The following is a 19,950-nucleotide window of genomic DNA, read 5'->3' as shown; positions in this document are numbered from 1 at the left end:
CTGAGATGTTGCGACGCCTGGTTATTCTGTTCGTGTTGCTCTGTCCGCTGGCGCAGGCCGCCCCGCAGAGCTATACCATTGATACTGAAAACACCGCCATACGGTTATCCTGGCACGCCTTCGGGGGGATCCTCTCCTGGGCCAGATTCAGTGGCGTCACGGGTTCCGTAACGCTTAACCCGGATAAGGATATCGATGACCATATCCATGTCACCCTTCCCGTGGCTACCCTGGTTGCCTCAAACAGCCTGCTCACCTGGCAACTGAAAAGCGACATGTTTTTTGAATCTGAACGTTATCCTGTTATCGAATTTATCAGCTCACGCGTGGTCGCTCAGGGTTCAGGAACGTTCAGGGTGTTCGGAACATTGACCGTACGCGACATTGCCCGCCCGGTCATTCTGGACGCCGTCGTGAAAGATCCGCACGCGCCGGTCCTTACGCTGGATGCGACAACGACCATTTCGCGCGCGGCCTACGGCATGGATAAATTTGCGCTGGTCGTTGATGACAGGATTGCCATTGCCATTGCGATTCAGGCTAACGGTATCCCGTCATCCTGAAATCAGGCTTTGCAGCTGCTCTGCACTGCCCCGCAACTGTGGGAGCGGGTTGCGGCCGATCAGCACAAACTGATATCCCGCTTTCTGCCACCACACCAGGTTCATGTCGTGCCGCTGTTCCTGTTGAGCGGCTGTCGTTGTCTGCTCTGCCGGGGAGATACACAGCGCCATTGGGCCGTAGTCGGCATTTATCCAGGCTATTTGCGCGATAGAGGTGGTTTCATAGCGCAGCATGCGGACCATTTTAAGCTCTGCTCCATGCAGGATAAGCTGTGACGCCTGAAGTTGCAGGCCGATATCCTGCGCTGCCCGTTCCAGCCCACGCTGCAGAACATGCGGCGCGCTGTCCATATCCAGCAATGTCTCTACGCTGTAAAGCGACATGTATTGCGCTTCGAGGTCACGAATATGGGCGTTTTCATCAGAAGGTGCGAAAACGGGTCGCAACCCATATCCCACGCCGGAACCGACCACCAGGAAACTGACCGACGCGGCAATGAGTGCGCGCCGGCTTACGCCAGCCGGGGTAGCGGGCTTCGGATCGGGCAGTTCCGCCAGCCGGGCCTGCATCTTCTCCAGAGGAGCATCATCCAGCATAGCGGCAAACGCGCTGGGGTAATCCGCATTGCTTTTCATTAACTCGGCGGTCCGCCCGGAGAGATGCTCGTCACGTCTCAACTCTTCTTCAAATTTTTGCGCGTCGGCATGACACATCTCGCCATCTATCCATGCCACGATAGCCTCATCGTTATAGGGCGCTGTAAAACGGTGCGCGTTCAAAAGCGTTTCTCCTTAACCGGGGGCAAGGCATCGGCAGACGCTGCCAGCGTTGCCCGTGCCGTCGCCAGTCGGCTCATTACAGTACCGATCGGCACCGCCAGGGTGTTCGCGGCTTCCTGATAGGTGAAGCCTTCGACATACACCAAAAAAACCGTGTTGCGCTGGGCTTCCGGGAGCGCGTTGACGCGCTGCATCACCTTCAGGTAATGCAGGTGCGTCTCATCCTGTTCACGGGTATCCGGTGCCAGAAGCTCGTCGCTGGCGACAAACCCCTGCCCCTGACGAACATGGCGTGCCCGAAGCTCAGAGATCCAGATGGAGTGCAATATCGCAAACAGCCACCTGTCGATACGCGTACCGGGCATGTACTGACTGCTTTTTTCAAGCGCGCGCACGCAGGTGGACTGAACCAGCTCTTCGGCGACATCCCTGTTTCGCGACAACACCAGCCCATAACGCCAGAGACGTGAGAGGTGTGCGGCTAACTGTTGGCGAACCTCACGGGTAGCGATGTGTTTTCCCTCCACGAGAAAATCAGGACTCCGGATGTCCGTTAATGGCAGCCTGCAGGTCACGGTACTCTTCACAGGACTGGCCGCAAATACCGGCAATCACTTTCAGTTGCTCTTTGGCCAGATCCGGACGTCCCTTGACCATCCACGCCTCGCCCAGGTATTCACGGGCTTTGGCATAATCCGGGGCGATAGCCAGCGCACGCTGGTAGTAACCGATACCTTCATCCGTACGACCCAGTTTGCGGGTGGCATACCCGCGATAGTTCCATGCTTCAGCCGTGTTGTTATTTTTTAGCGAATCAAGAAGGTTCAGCGCCGCCTGGTACTCGCCTTTTTTAGCAAGGTGATAGGCATAGTTGGTTTTGTCCTGATCGCTAAGGCTGCTGCTCTTATCGGGCACACATTTCTGAGTTGCACTGTCATACACCTTTCCGGACGGACAGTCGGGAGTTTTACTCTCGGTACTATTATCGCCCATCGCCAGCGCGAGAGGAGACAACAGGGAAAAAATCAGCACCGGGATCAAACGCACAGAGGTGGTGTTCATAAAAGGCTCCAGGGTGAATGGGAATGACGTCAGTAAACGCGTGAGCGATGCATTTTATTCATTCCCGGGCCCCTCTTTTTTTCTCAGAATCATGTTGACGTCGTATCCCCATTAAATGTTGACCGGGATATTTTATCTTTACTCCCTGTTAGTTATTATTTTTCTCTCAGTAGCAGAATCCCGGCACCGCACAAGAATATATTTTTAGTTAATTACCAACATAATATATGTTATATCAAAAACGTTACCCTAACTTAAACGCACATTAAGCCGGCATAAACAATAGCGTTTAACGCCATCCTAAAAAAAGTCCCATGATAAATATTTATTCATGGCGAAATGATAAAAACCGCATTTTAAAAATAAATAAAAACACAATAAATACAACTGGTTATATTTTTTAAATTATAATAGCAAGCTATGAATTAATGCCCCCTTCAACGCTTCACACAGTGTTTACAGATGCTTAATTTGCACATTCAGACTTTTCTGGCTATATCATTTTTATATCGTCAAAACCAATACCTCTATTAATTACAGGGTTTTATACAACACAAAAATACAAATAAACGACATTCTCTCTCATGAGTAATTAGATTCGCTCTGATGTTGCCACTCTGGATTATGGCGGGCATCGTTCGCTCTAAAAAAAATAACGGTGAGTGCTGCGTAAATAACAGCAACTCCGCCGGGGGCGTGCTTTACCTTCCGCAGAGATGGCGCATCTTGCACGCCGTTCACGACAACTCTGCTGGAGTAATACCTAAATGAGCCAAATCTCTGTTATATCGAAACTCACTGGCGTGGAAACTACCACGGAAGGCACACAGGTTACGCTGAGCCATTCCTCTATCGTTGAGCTTCATGTAGAGCGAGCCGATGTCTCCCACTTCGCCCGCAGTGGTAACGATCTGGTGGTCACGCTGCACTCTGGCGAGGTCATTACCCTGAAGAATTTCTACGTCACCGACGCGGAGGGGGTGAGTCAGCTGGTCCTGGAAGAGAGTGACGGTGCGCTGTGGTGGATTGAAGATCCTACCGGGGCTGCTACCTACGAATCTATCGCCTCCACGGACGTATTACTGGCGGCCTCAGGCGGTGATACCGGTGGCGCAGCCATCTGGCCATGGGTACTCGGTGGTCTTGCTGTCGCAGGCGGGATCGCTGTCGCGGCAAGCAGCGGCGGCGGAGGGGGTGGCGACGATGATGATGACAATACGAACCCCGGCACGCCGGGCAATCCTTCCGATCCGGATACCACACCGCCAAATGCGCCTTCCAGTCTTCAGTTTTCTTCGGATGGTAAAACTGTCACAGGTACTGCCGAACCCGGCAGTACGATTACGCTGAAAGACATGAACGGGAATGTGATCGGTACAGGTCAAACCGGTAGCGACGGCACATTTATCGTATCCCTCGGGACGCCACTGACCAATGGTGAGCAAATTACCGCCACAGCAACGGATGCCGCCGGGAATACCAGCCAGGGCACGAATGTAATCGCACCGGACACCACCGCGCCTGATGCAGCGGCCATCACCAGCATAACAGATGATATTGACCCGCAGACGGGGGCAATCAGTAACGGCGGTAGCACCAACGATCAGCGTCCACAGCTTACCGGCACTGCCGAAGCGGGCTCCACCGTGACGATTTATGACGGTGGTATCGCGATTGGGAGTGCGGTCGTGGCCAGCAATGGCACCTGGACCTTCACACCGTCAGTAAACCTCAGTGAAAGCACCCACCAGATTACCGTGCAGGCAACCGACGCCGCCGGTAACTCCGGTCCAGTCTCACCGGTATTCACCCTCACGGTCGACATTACCCCGCCGGATGCACCAAGTACGATTGTGCTAACCGACGACACGGGCCAAATTAGAGGAACCATTACCTCGGGCGTGCCCACCGATGCTTCCCTGCCGGTCCTGGCAGGGACTGGCGAGCCTGGTGGAACTATCACCATCTACGACAATGGCGTGGCGATTGGGACCACGACGGTGCAGCCCAACGGCACCTGGAGTGTCACACCAGACAATCCGCTCCCGGAAGGGACACACTCGATAACCGTCAGTGAAACCGATGCTGCCGGAAACCAGAGCACAACATCGCAACCTATCACCTTCACTGTGGACACTACGCCGCCGCTTACTCCTGAAAACGTGGTTGTCTCGGCTGATGGCACCACCATCAGCGGCAACGCAGAGCCCGGGAGCACAGTAACCATCCGTGAAGGTGGCGTCTTCATTGGTGATACTGTGGCTGATGGCCAGGGCAATTTTACCCTGCCGCTGAACCCGCCGAAGATCAATGGCGAAAACCTAACCGCAGAAGCCACCGACACGGCAGGCAACACGGGTCCGACAGCACCCGTTGTTGCACCGGATATTACCCCACCGCAGGCCCCGGTCATTATTTCAGTGGTTGATGACGTCCTTGCCACCACCGGACCAGTCGAGCAGAGTGGACTGACTAACGACCGGTCCCCAACGTTAAACGGAACGGGCGAACCCGGCTCGACCATCACCATTTCCAGCGACAGCGATATTATCGGGACGGTGGTCGTTCCGTCCTCCGGCCAGTGGAGTTTTACACCGCCTTCTCCGCTGTTAGATGGAACCCATGTGCTAACGGCAATTGCGGCGGACGCCGCGGGTAATCAGAGCGGGCCATCAAACACCTGGACAATCAACGTTGACGGCACGGCACCAACAGCTCCGGTGATATTACAAGTCGTGGACGATGTTTCCGGAAGCACTGGTACGATCGGTAACAATGAGACCACCAATGACGCATCCCCGACGCTCAGCGGGACTGCCGAAGCAAATGCGACGATCACCCTCCGCATGGACGGCGTTGATATTGGTACCACTGTTGCCGATAGCGGCGGTGCGTGGATCTTTACCCCTTCCACACCGCTTAGCGAGGGGCAGCATGCCCTGACCGCAGTCGCAACCGACGCGGCAGGCAACATCAGTGGGATTTCCAACACCTGGGGCATTACGATTGACAGCGTGGCACCTGCCGCCCCGCTCATTACCCAGGTGGTGGATGATGTCCCGGAGGGACTCGGTACACTCTCCCCTAACGGCAGCACTAACGACACTACCCCGACGCTCAACGGTACGGCTGAGCCGGGCTCGACGGTCACCATCCGCCTGGATGGCGCCGATCTTGTCACGATCCCGGTCGACGGCAGCGGCACGTGGTCCTATACCCCCACCGTGCCGCTTGGCGAGGGTCCTCATACCTTTACCGTCGTCGCGACCGACGCGGCGGGTAACACCAGCCTGCCGTCAAACGACTTCACCTTTATCGTCGATACCACCGCGCCAGTGGCTGCAACTATCGCCACCGTCATCGATGACGTTGGCGGCGTTCAGGGACCGCTCAGTAGCGGTGATACCACGGATGACACCCTGCCGCTGCTGCAGGGCTCCGCGCCTGCTGATACGATTATCACCGTCTATGACGGTACGACCCTGCTCGGCACAGCCACCCTCGACGGCAGTGGCGGTTGGCAATTTACGCCAACGACTCCACTCACCGACGGCACGCATTCGCTGACGGTTCACGCCACAGATGCCGCCGGAAATACCACCATCTCCAGCCCGTTTGAATTGACGATAGATACCATTGCGCCAGCCACACCGGATATTCCGGACATCACCGTGAATCCTGACGGCGGTGCAACGCAAACGCCATTGAATCCAGGTGAAACCACGCGTGACACCACGCCAACCCTGAGCGGTACCGGCACGGTCGGCGATACCGTGACGATCTACAACGGCGGTATCAAAATAGGTGACGCCGTAGTGGACGGCTCCGGCAACTGGTCCTGGACACCGACAACACCACTGCCCAACGGTACCTATGACATCACCCTGACCGTCACCAACGTGGACGGCACGGGGAACGAAAGCGCCCCGTCCCAGCCGGTGACCATCACCATTGATACCGACCCACCAGCTACGCCAGCAGCACCGGTGATTACGGACAGCGTCAGCCAGATAACCGGACCGGTTGCCGACGGGGAAACCACGAACGATCCGCGTCCGGTCCTGAGTGGCACCGGCACAGCGAACGATGTGGTTATTATTTATGACAGCATTAATGGTCAGCCTGCCACCGAAGTGGGTCGCGTCACCGTAGACAGCAACGGCAACTGGAGCTGGCGCCCTGACGCCAGCATTGATGAGGGAAGCCACGAATTTACCGCCACCGCCACCGACGAAGCCGGTAACGTTTCGGCGGCGTCACCGGGGATCACTATCACCGTTGATACCGTAGCACCGGATACGCCGGTCATTAGCGCCGTGGGCGGTGAGCCCGACGGTGGTGTTACCACGGATACTACCCCCGGTGTGGGCGGTACCGGCCCTGCGGGCGAAACGGTCATCGTCTATAACAATGGCGTTGAGGTAGGACGCGTCGAAGTGGGCAGCAATGGCGAGTGGTCTCTCGATCTTCCGACCCAGACTGATGGCCCACTCAACATCACCGTTGCGGCAGTCGATGCTGCGGGTAACGTCAGCGGCCTCAGCCCGGTCTTCACCGTCACCGTTGATACCACTGCGCCAGAAATCCCGCTGATTAACGCGGTGTCTGACAGCCAGCTCACAAGCAATGTGCTTTATACCCGTGACGGCACGCCGACCCTCACGGGCACCGGCGAACCGGGTACCACCGTTATCGTCTCCGTAGACGGTACAGCATCCACGGTGCCGGTAACGGTACAGCCGGATGGCAACTGGAGCTGGACCGCCGACAGCACGCTCGCGGAAGGCACGCATACCTTCACCGTCTCGTCAGTCGACCCGGCCGGTAACGCTTCAGGAAGCTCTGCGCCGCTGAGCGTGACGGTGGATACCGCCGCGCCGGCCGACCCGATCAACATGGCTCTTGCTCAGGAGGGAACGCCTCTGACGGGTACTGCCGAGGCAGGAAGTACCATTACCGTGAAAAATAGCGGTGGTACCGTCATTGGTACCGGCACTGCCGCCGGCGACGGCAGCTTCTCCATTGCGCTGAGTCCGGCACAGCTGGATCCGACCACCCTGACCGTAAGCGCTACTGATGCCGCAGGGAATGCCAGCCCAGGCGCGACGTTTAACGTCGTTGATTCGCCGCTCGACCTGCCGCAGGTGCCCGTTATCACAGCGATCGTCGATGACGTCGATCCGGTCACCGGCGATGTGAAAGACAAAACCACCAACGACACTACCCCTACTCTCACCGGCACGGCCGAAGCGGGCAGCCTGATTACCATCTATCAGGACGGTGACGTTACAGCCGTGTCGACGGTCACCGCCGACGGCAGCGGCAACTGGAGCTATACCCCGACCGTGCTTGGCGAAGGGCTGCATACCTTTGAGGTCACAGCGACCCTCAATGGCGCGACCAGCGGCCGCTCTCCGGCCGCCAGCGTCACCGTCGATCTGACTGCACCGGGCACACCGACTATCGGCGCGGTAATTGATGACGTCAACCCAGGCACCGGTCCGCTCACCAACGGGCAGACCACCAACGATAACCAGCCTACCCTTACCGGCTCCGGCACGGTGGGCGATACCATCTCCGTTTACAGCAACGGAACCCTGCTGGGCACCGCACTGGTCGGCAATACGGGGACCTGGGTCTTCACACCGCCCGCGCTGGCGGAGGGCAATAACGTTCTGACCATCCGCGAGACCGACCCCGCGGGCAATGAAAGTGGTCTGTCGATAGGCTTCACCATCGTCGTTGATACGGTTTCCACCACACCGGTGATCACCAACATAACGGATAATGTCGGTAACGCCGCCACCACGGTAGTCAGCGGTAACCCTACCAACGACGCGACGCCAACCCTTTCGGGGACGGCGGAAGCGAACAGCGTGGTGAAAATTTTCGACGGCGGTACCCAGATTGCCGTGGTCACGGCTGACGGCACCGGTGCCTGGACATTCACCCCTGACACCGCGCTCAGCGAAGGGCCTCACGCCTTCACCGTTACCGCCACCGACCCACAGGGCAACGTCAGCCAGGTGTCTAACGGCTGGAACGTCGTGGTTGACCTGACGGCGCCAACGGTTCCAACGCTGGATACGGTTAACGACAATGCCCCTGGCGGCGTGACCGGCAACCTCACCAGCGGGCAAGTCACCAACGACATCACCCCGACGATCGGCGGCACCGGACAACCGGGCAGTACAATCCATATCATGAATAATGGTACGGAGATTGGTCTTGCGACCGTCGACGGAAGTGGTAACTGGACCTTTACCCCGAGCACGCCACTGGGCGATGGCAGCTACGCTCTTCGCGTCTATGCAACGGACGCGGCAGGGAATGCGTCAGCAAACTCGTCGGTCTTTGCCTTTACCGTGGATGCAACAGGTCCTGCTGCGCCACTGGTCAGCAGTGTGATTGACGACGTCGGCCCGGTCACCGGTACGCTCACCACCGGCAACAGCACCAACGACGCGCGTCCGACCTTCAACGGTACGGGTGAAGTAGGTGCCACAGTGCATATCATTGTGGATGGCAACGAGATTGGCACCGCGGTGGTTAATGCCCAGGGGAACTGGACCTACACGCCTGACACCGCCCTGAGCGACGGGCCTCATGCTATCACCTTCAATGCCACCGATGCGGCTGGTAACACCGGCAGCACAACGGCACCGTTTAACCTGACGGTGGATACGGCACCACCGGCGGCACCGGCCATCACGACCGCGGGAGACAACGCAGGCAGCGTACAGACGCCGCTGACTTCCGGGCAAAGTACCGACGACACCACGCCAACGTTGACGGGCACCGCGGCAGCCAACGCCACGGTGACCATCTATGAGAACGGACAGCCGGTCGGCACCGCGCTGGCGGATGGCGCCGGAGCATGGAGCTTTACGCCGTCATCAGCGCTGAGCAATGGCAGCCATACCTGGACCGCGACCGCGACCGACGCGGCGGGGAACGTCAGCCCGGCTTCGCCTGGCTTTACGCTGGTTGTTGATACCAGCGCCCCCAATGCGCCGGTTATCAGCCAGGCCGTTGACGATGCGGGCAGCATCACCGGCCCGCTCAGTTCAGGACAGACGACCGACGACACCGTGCCACGGCTTGTCGGGACCAGTGAGCCGTTTGCGACTGTGAATATCTACGAAGGTACAACGCTTGTCGGAACGGGCACCGCGGATACCAGCGGCAACTGGAGTATCTTGCTCACGACCACCTTAGCCACGGGCGCGCACAGCTTCACGGCGCAGGCCACGGATGCAGCGGGTAATACCAGCGTTTCGTCAGCGGCCTTTAGCCTGACTATCGACACGACGCCGCCAGCCCTGCCGGTGCTGAGCAGCATTGTGGATGATGTGGGTAACGTGGCTACACCAGTCACCGACGGAGGGTTGACCAACGACGCGCAGCCAACCCTCACCGGTACAGCGGAAGCCGGGGCCACAGTGAACATTTTCGATAACGGCGTCCAGATTGGTAGCGCGATCGCGACCGGCGGGGCATGGAGCTTTACCCCTTCTCCGGCGCTGAGCAACGGGTCGCACAGCCTGACGTTTACCGCCACCGATGCGGTGGGCAATACCAGCGCACCCACCACCCCCTATGTGATCAACGTGGATGCCATAGCGCCAATCGCCCCGGTTATCGGCTCGGTTGTCGATGATGTCGGTAGCGTCACTGGGCCAGTTATCGGCACCACCCCGACCAACGACACACGTCCAACGCTGAACGGAACCGCCGAAGCCAATGCGACAGTGCGTATCTATGACGGGGCAACGGTTGTCGGCACGGTAACCGCCGATGCCAGCGGCAACTGGACCCTGCCACAAACCAGCACCATACTGACGGAAGGCACGCATAACTTCACCGCTACGGCCACCGATGCGGCGGGCAACATCAGCGCGGCTTCAACCGTGACGACGATTATTGTTGATACTGCCGCCCCCACGGCACCAACCGGTACCTTTAACGCTGACGGTAGCGTATTGACTGGTAACGCGGAAGCAGGCAGCACCGTTGCTATTCGCCTTGCAGATGGCTCCACGGTGACTGCCACGGCGGACAGCAACGGCACGTACAGTTACACCTTTACGAACAAACAGACCGAAGGCCAGACGCTGCAGATCACCGCCAGTGACGTCGCGGGCAATACCTCACAGCCTGGCTCCGTACTTGCGCCGGTCGTTCCGCTCTCCGCCAGCAATAACGTCGAAGAGCTGAACCTCAGCACCACGGCCACCGTCACCAACAGCCAGTACAGTGATTACGGTTTCCTGCTGGTGGGTGCCGTAGGCAACGTTCTCACGTTGTTGGGTAATGATACTGCCCAGGTGAACTTCACGGTGGGCAGCGGTGGCAGCGCGGATATTGTGGTGAACGCCAACGCCACGGGCGCGGTACTCTCTCTGCTCAACACCCTTGAACTTGTGGTTCAACATAACGTCAACGGTGTCTGGACCACCGTTGTGGATACCGGACAACCGCAGTTTGCCGATCTGCTGACCCTCGGAGCCACCGGCGTATCGCTGAACCTGACCGGGCTGGCTGATGGCGATTACCGGGTGCTGAGCTACAACACCAACCTGCTGGCGACCGGCTCCTACACCAGCCTCGATGTGGCGGTGAAAGAAACCAGCGCCGGTACCGTGACGGGCGACACCAGCCTGAACGGTAACGTAATTCTCGACGCCGACCCGACCGCGGGCAGCGACAACGCCCCGGCAGGCACCACGGTCTCTGCTGTCACCAACGCGCTGGGTGTCACCACCAGCGTGAACGCCGACGGCACGGTTGTTCAGGGCCAGTACGGTACGCTGACCATTAACCGCGATGGCAGCTACACCTACAACCTGACCGACACCAGCGCAGCGGTCATTGGTCGCACAGAGAGTTTCACCTACACCATCACCCATAACGGCGTCAGCGCGTCGGCGAACCTTGTGCTGTCGCTGGGTGAAGGCACTCTCGTCAACGGTATTGTGGCGGTAGATGACACGGCCTCGCTGACCTTTGACACGACCGTGAGTGAAATTAATAACGGCACCTCGTCGCAGGGCGGCTTTACCCTGGTGGGTATTAATCTCGGCAACACGCTGGGGCTGAACCTGCTGGACGACATGACCAACCCCATTATCTATAACGTGGAGGAAGGCACTACCCGCACCATGACCATTCAGGCTTCCGTGGGCGGTGTGGCGCTGGCGTCGGTATTCGACCTGTATGTCTACAAGTTCAATAACGCGACGCAGACCTTCGAGCAGATGCGCGTCGAACCGGGCTGGCTGCGTGCGCCGTTGCTGGGCGGTACCTCGTCTCAGCTGACGTTGAACCTGCCTGCCGGGGAGTACCTCTTCCTGCTGAATACGGCTGCAGGGATCACCGCCCTGACCGCCTACACGCTGAACGTGCTGGAAGATCATGTCTACAGCGTATCGAGCATTGGCGAGACCACCACCGGCGATGTGCTGGACAACGATGTCGCAACCGGCGCGGTGGTATCAGAAGTGAACGGCGTGGCGGTGAACAGCAGCGGCCTGACCGACATCCAGGGGGAATACGGCACGCTGAGCATCAATGCGTCCGGACAGTACACCTACACCCTGAAAACCGGTGTGGGTGCGGACCATATCAGCACGCCGGATACGTTTGTCTATACCATCACCGCGCCAGACGGGACAAAGGATACAGCATCGCTCAACATCACCCCAACCGCGCAAGCGATGGATGCGGTCAACGATGTCAGTACCGTGATGGACGTCACCTCGGTGCATCACACGACAACCTACTCGGATACCACCGTCGGGACGGCCAGCTGGACAACCGCGCTGCTGTCATCAACCCAGGGCAGCGGGAGCGGAACCTTCGTGGTGGATCCGAACACCGCGCTGCATAACGCGTCGCTGCACTTTAACGTGGCATCGCTGCTGGCTCTGGGCGGCCTGACGGTGAACTGGTCAATTAGTGATGGCACAGGCGTTATCCGTAGTGGTTCCTTCAGTGGTGGCTCTTTGCTGGGCGGTAATATCGACGTTCCGCTGACCGGGCTGGATCTGAATGCCGGAACTTATACGCTGAGCTATACCGGTAGCGTACCGGGGCTGAGTGTGGGGAATATTACGATCACCCCAAGCGTGAACGGCACCACCTACTCGCTGAGTGATTTCGACGTCACCGGCAGCCACAGCGTGAACGGCAATATCTTTGACGGCACCGACTCTGGCGGCGTGTTGGATCAGTTGCACTCGGTGGATACCCGCCTCAGCGTGACCGGCTACGACGGCGTGACCACCACGCTGGATCCGTACACCGGCAGCGCAACGGTCAACGTCGTCGGCCATTACGGCACGCTGGCAATTGGCGCGGACGGCCACTACACCTACACCCTCAACACCGGGGTGTCGCTCTCAACCATCACCTCGAAGGAGACCTTCAACTACACCCTGACCGATGCCGACGGGAAAACAGACAGTGCCACGCTGACCATCAATATGGCGCCGCAGTTCATCAGTTCGGAACATAACGACGTCATTACCGGCACCGCCTACGGCGACACCCTGATTTACCAGGTGCTGAACGCCACCGCAGGCAACGCCACCGCGGGCAACGTCAGCAGCACTGCTGGCGATCACTGGACCAATTTCTCGCTCACGCAGGGGGACAAAATCGATATCGGCGATCTGCTGGTGGGCTGGAACGGGAGCAGCTCAACGCTCGGTAATTATCTGCATGTTACTAATAGTAATGGCAATACCGTGATCTCCATCGACCGTGATGGTTCAGGGAGCACCTACACTAATACGACGCTCGTGACGCTGGATAACGTCCAGACCACCTACGACGAGTTAGTGAACCAGCAACACATCGTTACCTGATAGCACCTGCACAAATGACCCGGGCGCACAGCGCCCGGGCATAAACAATAAAGCAGTACATTTTTATTAGGGATAAGACATGGGAATGAAGATGCCTTACTGGTGGCTCTCGTGCTGCCTGATATCTGTGCCCGCCCTCTCCGCGACGCCGGCGGCGATGATCAATACCGGACAACTCCGTGAAACGCAGGAACTCCCCTCTCTGAATGGCCGCGTGGCACCTGTCGTCGGCAAGGCTGCCCCCGGCACGCTGCAGCTTGGCGAAGCCGTCAACCGCGCCGTCACCTGGCACCCGGCCATCAGTGAAGCCGTGGGGAAACTCTACCAACAAAGCGAAGAGGTGGACGTCGCCAAATCGAAATACTATCCGCAAATTAATGCCGGCATGGATAACGGTTATACCCACGACGGCGACGATAATGGCTTTACTCCGTCGCTGGTGCTCTCCCTCTCACAAATGCTGTACGACTTTGGCAAGGTGGCAAGCCAAGTGCGTGCGGAAAGTGCCGGCGTCGCCCAGCAGCAGGCCAACGTGCTGGTCAGCATCGACACCATCGCTCACGATACCGCCATCGCGATGGTGCAGGTGCAAACCTGGCAGCAAATGGTCGACACCGCCAAAGAGCAGCTTGAGGCGCTCTCTTCGATTGGTACCCTCACCCGCCAGCGTAATGACGAAGGGGCCACCTCACTCTCTGACGTAGTGCAGACCGATGCACGTATCGAAGGCGCGCGCGCCCAGCTGATGCAGTACCAGGCCAGCCTCGACAGCGCCCGTGCCACGTTGATGAGCTTCCTTGGCTGGAACACCCTCAACACGATCAGCAACGATTTTCCACAAAAGCTGGCCCGCAGCTGCGACATTGCCGAGCCGGACGATCGTCTGGTCCCGGCAGTATTAGCCGCCTGGGCGCAGGCTAACGTCGCCCAGGCCAATCTCGACTACGCCGACGCCCAGATGACACCGACCGTCTCGCTGGAGCCGGAGGTGCGCCACTACCTGAACGAACGCTATGCGGGTAACGAAACGCGGGATCGCACCCAATACTCTGCATGGGTGAAAGTGCAGATGCCGCTCTATCAGGGCGGCGGCCTCACCGCCCGGCGTAACGCCGCAGGCCACGCGGTAGAAGCCGCACAGTCCACCATTCAGCGTACCCGCCTCGAGGTACGCCAGAAACTGCTGGAGTCGCGCAGCCAGGTATTAAGCCTGCTGAGCACGCTGCAGATTCAGGGCCGTCAGGAGGCGCTCAGCGCCCGCACCCGTGAACTCTATCAGCAGCAATATCTCGATCTGGGTTCGCGCCCGCTGCTCGATGTGCTTAACGCCGAGCAGGAGGTCTATCAGGCGCGTTTTACCCAGCAGCAGACCCTCGGACAGTTGCACCAGCTGCAGCTCAACTGCCTCTATAACACCGGGCAATTGCGTCACGCGTTCGATCTTGATAACCGCACCATCCAGACCGTGGAGATCCAGCCATGAAGCAACGCGATATCCCGCAAGGTGAGACCATGACGGATGAGGCCCTGGCGCAGTGGGCGCAGGCCTTTGGTTTTGTCGCCACGCGCTACCGCGTCGCCTGCTCCCCCGGTGCGCTGCTCGCGGGCGCGCCGTGGCTAAAAGGCAAACCGATGGTGCCTGCACTGACTCAGCTGGCCCGTGAAGCAGGGCTGTCGTTTCAGCTGCTGACGGCGGATCAGCAGGCGATCAACAGCTGGCGTCTGCCGGTCGTGGCGGCAATGAACGACGGCAGGATCGGCGTGATCGAACATTTCGATGGCGACGATACGCTGGAGGTCAGCTTTTTCGACGATCAGACCTACACCAACCGGCTTTCGATGACCGCCATGCTGCCCGCCATCCGCCACGTCATTGCCCTGCGCCCACTGGCCGCGCTGAAAGACAGCCGCGTGGATGCCTATATTTCGAAATACCGTCCGGACTGGCTTTACCGGCTGGTAATGCGCGACTTGCGCCCCTACAGCTGGGTGATGCTCGCCGCGCTGTTCATTAACGTCCTGTCCCTGTCGGGGATTGTCTTTTCCATGCAGGTGTATGACCGGGTGATCCCCGCGCAGTCCTACCCGACGCTGTATGTCCTGACTATCGGCGTGCTGATCGCCACCCTGTTTGGCTTTGTGCTGCGCGTGGCACGCGGGCACATTATGGATCTGCTGGGTAAACGCTCCGATCTGCGCGTATCGGATCGGGTCTTCGGTCACGCCCTGCGGCTGCGCAACAGCGCCATCCCTCGCTCGACCGGCAGCTTTATCTCCCAGCTACGCGAGCTGGAGCAGATCCGCGAGATGGTCACCTCCTCCACCATCTCCACAATTGTCGATCTGCCCTTCTTTTTCCTGTTCGTGGTGGTGCTGGCAATCATCGCTCCCCAACTGGCGTGGATCGCACCGGTCGCCGCGGTGATCATGGTCCTGCCCGGTCTGCTGCTGCAGAAAAAGCTGGCAGAGCTCGCGAAGCAGTCGGCGCACGAATCCACCCTGCGCAATGCCGTGCTGGTGGAGAGCGTGCAGGGGCTGGAGGACATAAAGCTGATGCAGGCGGAAAACCGCTTTTTGCAGCAGTGGAACAGCTACATCCAGATCACCGCTGAATCTGGCCTGCGCACCCGTGAACTGACCCAGAACCTGATCAGCTGGGGAATGACGATTCAGAGCCTGGTCTATGCCGGGGTGATCGTGGTCGGTGCGCCGATGGTGATCGACGGCACGCTGACGACCGGTTCGGTGGTCGCCGCCTCAATGCTGGCCTCGCGCATGATCGCTCCGATGGCCACCCTGTGCGGCGTGCTGGCGCGCTGGCAGCAGGTCAAAGCGGCGAAAGAGGGACTGGACAGCATCATGCAGCTCCCCACAGAAAACCAGCGTGAGGAGACGCCGATCCGCCAGGATGTACTGCGCGGTCACTATCTTTTCGAGCAGGCACAGTTCCGCTATCACCCGGAAGATCCGCGCATGGCCCTGCGCATTAACCGTCTGGAGATTAAGCCAGGTGAAAAAGTGGCGATCCTCGGGCGTAACGGCGCCGGAAAATCGACCCTGCTGCAGGCGATGGCGGGCGGAATGGATCTCGCCGGCGGTGAATTGCGGCTCGATAACTTCAGCCTCCCGCACCTCGATGTCGCCGATGTCCGGCGCAACGTCGGCTTTATGACCCAGAACGCCCGGCTCTTTTACGGCACCCTGCGCGAAAACATCACCCTCGGCATGCCGCGCGCCACCGATGAGGAGATTTTCGAGGTGCTGGAGTTAACCGGCGCTGCGGGCTTTGTGCAGAAACTGCCGAAGGGTCTGGACTACCCAATTATGGAGAACGGCGTGGGGTTATCCGGCGGCCAGCGGCAATCCATTCTGCTGGCGCGCATGCTGCTTCGCGACCCCAATATTGTGCTGATGGATGAACCGACTGCGTCGCTCGATGAGCACACCGAGCGGGAATTTATCCAGCGTCTGAGCGCCTGGCTTGGCAACCGCACCCTGATTGTCGCCACGCATCGCGTGCCGGTGCTGGAACTGGTGGAGCGGGTCGTGGTGCTCAAAGAGGGAATGCTGGTGATGGACGCGCCGAAAGCGCAGGCGCTGAACAACAGCCGCATGCAGCAACAGCAGCAGCAGCAGGCAGCAACAGGACGGGAGTGGAAAAATGAAAATCAGTCAGCGTGACGTCGCCGCAATGGACGACCTGGACAATGCGCTCGACTCCGAAAGCGGCTACACCGGTGCGCGGCGGATTGTTATCTTCTCTTTACTGATGTTCGTGGTACTCGGCGTCTGGGCGTGGTTTGGCGTGCTGGATGAAGTCTCAACCGGCACGGGCAAAGTGATCCCCAGTTCGCGCGAGCAGGTTTTACAGTCGCTCGACGGGGGGATCCTCACCGAGCTGAACGTCCATGAGGGTGACCAGGTGCAGGCCGGACAAGTGCTGGCGCGGCTCGATCCCACGCGTTCAGAATCTAACGTTGGTGAAAGCGCGGCGCGCTACCGTGCCTCGCTGGCCTCCAGCGTGCGACTGTACGCCGAGGTAAACGATCTGCCGCTGAAATTTCCCCCTTCGCTGGCGAAGTGGACCGATCTGACCGCTGCCGAAACCCGGCTCTATAATTCACGCCGTGCGCAGCTGGAAGATACCCAGCGGGAGCTGCGTGCGGCATTGGATCTTGCGAATAAGGAGCTGGCGATCACTCAGCGTCTGGTGAAAACCGGCGCCGCCAGCCACGTGGAGGTACTGCGCCTGCAGCGGCAGAAAAGCGATCTGGAGCTGAAACTCACCGACGTGCGATCCCAGTACTATGTTCAGGCCCGCGAGGCGTTATCCAAGGCCAACGCTGAAGTGGATATGGTCTCGGCGATCCTCAAAGGCCGCGAGGATTCAGTGACCCGCTTAACGGTGAAATCTCCGGTGCGCGGGATCGTGAAAAACATCAAAGTCACCACCATCGGTGGCGTCATCCCGCCTAACGGCGAGCTGATGGAGATTGTACCGGTGGACGATCACCTGCTGATCGAAACCCGCCTCTCCCCGCGCGATATCGCCTTTATCCATCCGAATCAGGAAGCGCTGGTAAAAATCACCGCCTACGATTACGCCATTTATGGCGGGCTGCACGGCGTGGTTGAAACCATTTCGCCGGACACCATTCAGGACGAAGCCAAGCCGGAGGTGTTCTATTACCGGGTATTTATCCGCACCAGCCAGGATTACCTGGTGAATAAAGCAGGCAGGCACTTCTCAATCGTGCCGGGGATGATTGCGACGGTGGACATTAAAACCGGTGAGAAAACGGTGCTGGATTACATGATCAAGCCGTTCAACCGGGCGAAAGAGGCGCTGCGAGAGCGCTAATCACTGGCGGTTTGTTTCTCCGGCCCTCTGCCCGTGGAAGAGGGCCGGAGTCATGGCATCCGTAACCCGCAACAATACCGCTTAACCCAGCGGCGAAAGTCTGACCTCGTTTACCTTTTCCCTTTCCGCCTTCTGTTAAAATAGCCCAAACTCATTTTTCAGGAAGAAACCATGCGTCAACGAACTATTGTCTGCCCCATCATTGAGAACGACGGGGCGTATCTGCTGTGCAAAATGGCCGATGACCGCGGCGTATTTCCCGGCCAGTGGGCGTTATCGGGCGGCGGGATGGAGCCGGGAGAAACCATGGAGCAGGCGCTGCGCCGTGAAATTCGCGAAGAGCTGGGCGACGCGCTGGAGATCACGGAGGTCAAACCCTGGGCGTTTCGCGACGACATTCGGGTGAAAACCTATGCCGATGGCACCACGGAAGAGATTTATATGATTTACCTGATTTTCGACTGCATCAGTGCAAATCGGCAGGTGACGTTTAACGACGAGTTTCAGGAGGTTGCCTGGGTCCGCCCGGAAGCGATCAAAGCACTGGATCTGAACGAAGCCACGCGCATTACCTTCGCACAGAAGGGGCTTCTTTAAGCGCCCACTGCCCGGGCGTTTTGCCGGTAAAGGCCCTGAAAACCTCAATAAACGCGCTGATACTGTTGTAGCCGCACGACAGCGCGATCCAGCCAACCGGTTTACCTGCTGCCAGCCACTCCATTGCCCGCATGACGCGGGCAAGTTGCCGCCAGTTAACAACGTTCATGCCCGTTTCCGCGCTAAACCGACGGTGGAATGTTCGCACGCTCATTCCCGCAAGGGAGGCATAGTGCTCAACCGTCTGGTTGTCGTCCACACGTTGCATCAGATGGCTGGCTACCTTCTTTAATCGGGGATCGGCTGGCATGGGCAGCAGATAGCGCACCTGACGGCCCCGCGCCAGTTCATCCAGCAGCAGGGCGAGCTTTCGCGGATCGTACCCGCTGCCTTCAGCATTTAAGCGTGAAAACAGCGCGCTGGTGAGCTCGTCGGGTTCGAAAAGCGTCGTTTCACCGGGCAGCGCTTCACACCCTGCGGGATCCAGATAGATCGCATGACCGTCAATCGCACTCCCGGAAAAGGCAGCATGCTCCTGACCGGGCGGGATCCAGCCGATATGTTGCGCCGGTACAACCGAACGCCCAGACGCTGTTTCGACAACCAGCAGACCCGTCGTAATCCGCCAGAGCTGACCGGCCTGATGGCTGTGCCACGGCGTATGGTATCCACCTGGATGCAAAAGTGTCTCGAAGCTGACCACGTTATTTGGCCGAAAATCGTTATTCATTGGCTTATTACAGAAACTACGTCTCTGTCTGTCAAGGATAATGGCGGCTCAACGCAACGAGGAGTCACCATGAACATCATCACCCGCCTGATTACCCAGTCTGACAATGCTAGTTTGCGTGAGGAAATGTCCCGTTTACTGACCGGCCTGTTTAAAGGCGAAATTGATCCGAAAGACGTTTTTTCGCCAGCGTATCAGCAGATCACGGACGGTCATTCTCTTGATTATTCTGGATTTATTCAGCACCTGGAGCACGTGCGTTCGCAGATCCGCGATATCGCCTTCCGCGTGGAACAGATAGGGTGTCATGACACACTGCTGGCTGACCGGCATATCGTGACCGTCACGTATCCCGAAGGCCATCAGGCTGAAATAGAGGTTTATATGTTTGCCACGCTATGTGCAGGAAAAATCTGCCGGATCCACGAAGTCACGCGAGTAGCCAACGGTGAAGCTTCTGCTCGCACGCTGGCCCATGCAACGCGCTAA

At 58.6% G+C, this 19,950-nt stretch carries 11 protein-coding genes; 7 read left to right on the top strand and 4 right to left on the bottom strand.

From position 1 onward, the window contains the following. Positions 1-5 precede the first annotated feature (5 nt). Positions 6-563: a YceI family protein gene (locus BH714_RS22490; protein WP_040018955.1), complete on the top strand. Its 558-nt coding sequence runs from the start codon at positions 6-8 to the stop codon at positions 561-563. Here BH714_RS22490 and BH714_RS22485 read toward each other — a convergent pair. Genes BH714_RS22485 through BH714_RS22475 form a run of 3 tightly spaced genes read right to left on the bottom strand, consistent with a single transcriptional unit; the run spans position 555 to position 2,405 of the window. Further along, positions 555-1,343 carry an anti-sigma factor family protein gene (locus BH714_RS22485; RefSeq protein WP_040018954.1) on the bottom strand — a complete coding sequence of 263 codons (789 nt, stop codon included), beginning with the start codon at positions 1,341-1,343 and terminating at the stop codon, positions 555-557. The genes BH714_RS22490 and BH714_RS22485 overlap by 9 nt on opposite strands. Further along, positions 1,340-1,870 carry a sigma-70 family RNA polymerase sigma factor gene (locus BH714_RS22480; RefSeq protein ID WP_080765219.1) on the bottom strand — a complete coding sequence of 177 codons (531 nt, stop codon included), beginning with the start codon at positions 1,868-1,870 and terminating at the stop codon, positions 1,340-1,342. Before BH714_RS22480 ends, BH714_RS22485 begins: the two co-directional genes overlap by 4 nt. Positions 1,871-1,877: 7 nt before the next feature. Further along, positions 1,878-2,405: a tetratricopeptide repeat protein gene (locus BH714_RS22475; protein WP_040018952.1), complete on the bottom strand. Its 528-nt coding sequence runs from the start codon at positions 2,403-2,405 to the stop codon at positions 1,878-1,880. A 767-nt stretch (positions 2,406-3,172) separates the two neighbouring features. Between BH714_RS22475 and BH714_RS22470 the strand changes: the two genes are divergently transcribed. The 5 genes from BH714_RS22470 to nudI all read left to right on the top strand — a co-directional run bounded on the left by BH714_RS22470 (position 3,173) and on the right by nudI (position 18,731). Next, positions 3,173-13,273, top strand: coding sequence for a BapA/Bap/LapF family large adhesin (locus BH714_RS22470; RefSeq protein WP_040018951.1), 10,101 nt, complete (start codon positions 3,173-3,175; stop codon positions 13,271-13,273). Between the two features lie 79 nt (positions 13,274-13,352). Next, positions 13,353-14,756 carry a TolC family outer membrane protein gene (locus BH714_RS22465; protein WP_014171284.1) on the top strand — a complete coding sequence of 468 codons (1,404 nt, stop codon included), beginning with the start codon at positions 13,353-13,355 and terminating at the stop codon, positions 14,754-14,756. After that, on the top strand, positions 14,753-16,954 hold the full coding sequence (locus BH714_RS22460) for a type I secretion system permease/ATPase (protein WP_040018950.1): 2,202 nt from the start codon (positions 14,753-14,755) through the stop codon (positions 16,952-16,954). The genes BH714_RS22465 and BH714_RS22460 overlap by 4 nt, the downstream gene beginning before the upstream one ends. A 10-nt stretch (positions 16,955-16,964) precedes the next feature. Further along, positions 16,965-18,134 (top strand): beta-barrel domain-containing protein, encoded by a 1,170-nt coding sequence (locus BH714_RS22455; protein ID WP_086462978.1) that lies wholly within the window; start codon positions 16,965-16,967, stop codon positions 18,132-18,134. A gap of 171 nt (positions 18,135-18,305) precedes the next feature. Continuing rightward, positions 18,306-18,731, top strand: coding sequence for a nucleoside triphosphatase NudI (gene nudI, locus BH714_RS22450; protein ID WP_040018949.1), 426 nt, complete (start codon positions 18,306-18,308; stop codon positions 18,729-18,731). On the opposite strand, the gene BH714_RS22445 is transcribed toward nudI, so the two are convergent. After that, on the bottom strand, positions 18,703-19,461 hold the full coding sequence (locus BH714_RS22445) for an AraC family transcriptional regulator (RefSeq protein ID WP_236918381.1): 759 nt from the start codon (positions 19,459-19,461) through the stop codon (positions 18,703-18,705). The two genes, nudI and BH714_RS22445, sit on opposite strands and share 29 nt — an antisense overlap. A 69-nt stretch (positions 19,462-19,530) precedes the next feature. Here BH714_RS22445 and BH714_RS22440 point away from each other — a divergent pair, with 69 nt between their 5' ends. Continuing rightward, positions 19,531-19,950: a hypothetical protein gene (locus BH714_RS22440; RefSeq protein ID WP_040018948.1), complete on the top strand. Its 420-nt coding sequence runs from the start codon at positions 19,531-19,533 to the stop codon at positions 19,948-19,950.

The sequence above is a fragment of the Enterobacter ludwigii genome, from assembly GCF_001750725.1.
Lineage (GTDB): Bacteria > Pseudomonadota > Gammaproteobacteria > Enterobacterales > Enterobacteriaceae > Enterobacter > Enterobacter ludwigii.
The sequence above is the reverse complement of the archived record's forward strand: the minus strand, read 5'-3'. Positions and strand labels throughout refer to the sequence as shown.